The sequence below is a fragment of the Oleiphilus sp. HI0079 genome, assembly GCF_001635105.1.
Map to the genome: position 1 here is coordinate 1 of NZ_LWFT01001126.1, position 409 is coordinate 409.

At 47.7% G+C, this 409-nt stretch carries 1 protein-coding gene; it reads right to left on the reverse strand.

Annotated features, from left to right (window positions below; genetic code table 11):
• Positions 1-409, reverse strand: a 409-nt coding sequence (locus A3750_RS19945) for a CoA transferase (protein ID WP_197475183.1), incomplete at both ends; no start/stop codon positions are given.

Below are 409 nucleotides of genomic sequence, written 5' to 3' on the forward strand. Positions count from 1 at the left end.
AAACACATTAATCCAATGTGCCTGATCATGCTCTAAGATTTTTTGGGCAATAGCCGAGCGGAGTTGCTCCTGCGTTTCAGGGCGCTGATCTGCGATTTTACTAAGCCAATCAGGCATACCCAGTGCTTGAAGCAAAGCCATCGCGAAATTTGGTTCAAGACTGCCAACAGACAAGTACTTGTGATCAGCCGTCTTGTAATAGTCATAAAAGAGTCCGCCATTCAGCATTTCAGAACCAAGATCCGGATCCTTGCCACTAACCAACGCACCTGCACCAAACATTGTGTTTAAGCTTAATGCGGCGTCCGCCATACTGATATCCAGATAAGCGCCTTTGCCCGTAGTCTGCCTCGCAAAAAGTGCCGCCAAAATAGACATCACAGCATGATGAGAGCCCCCAGCAATGTCT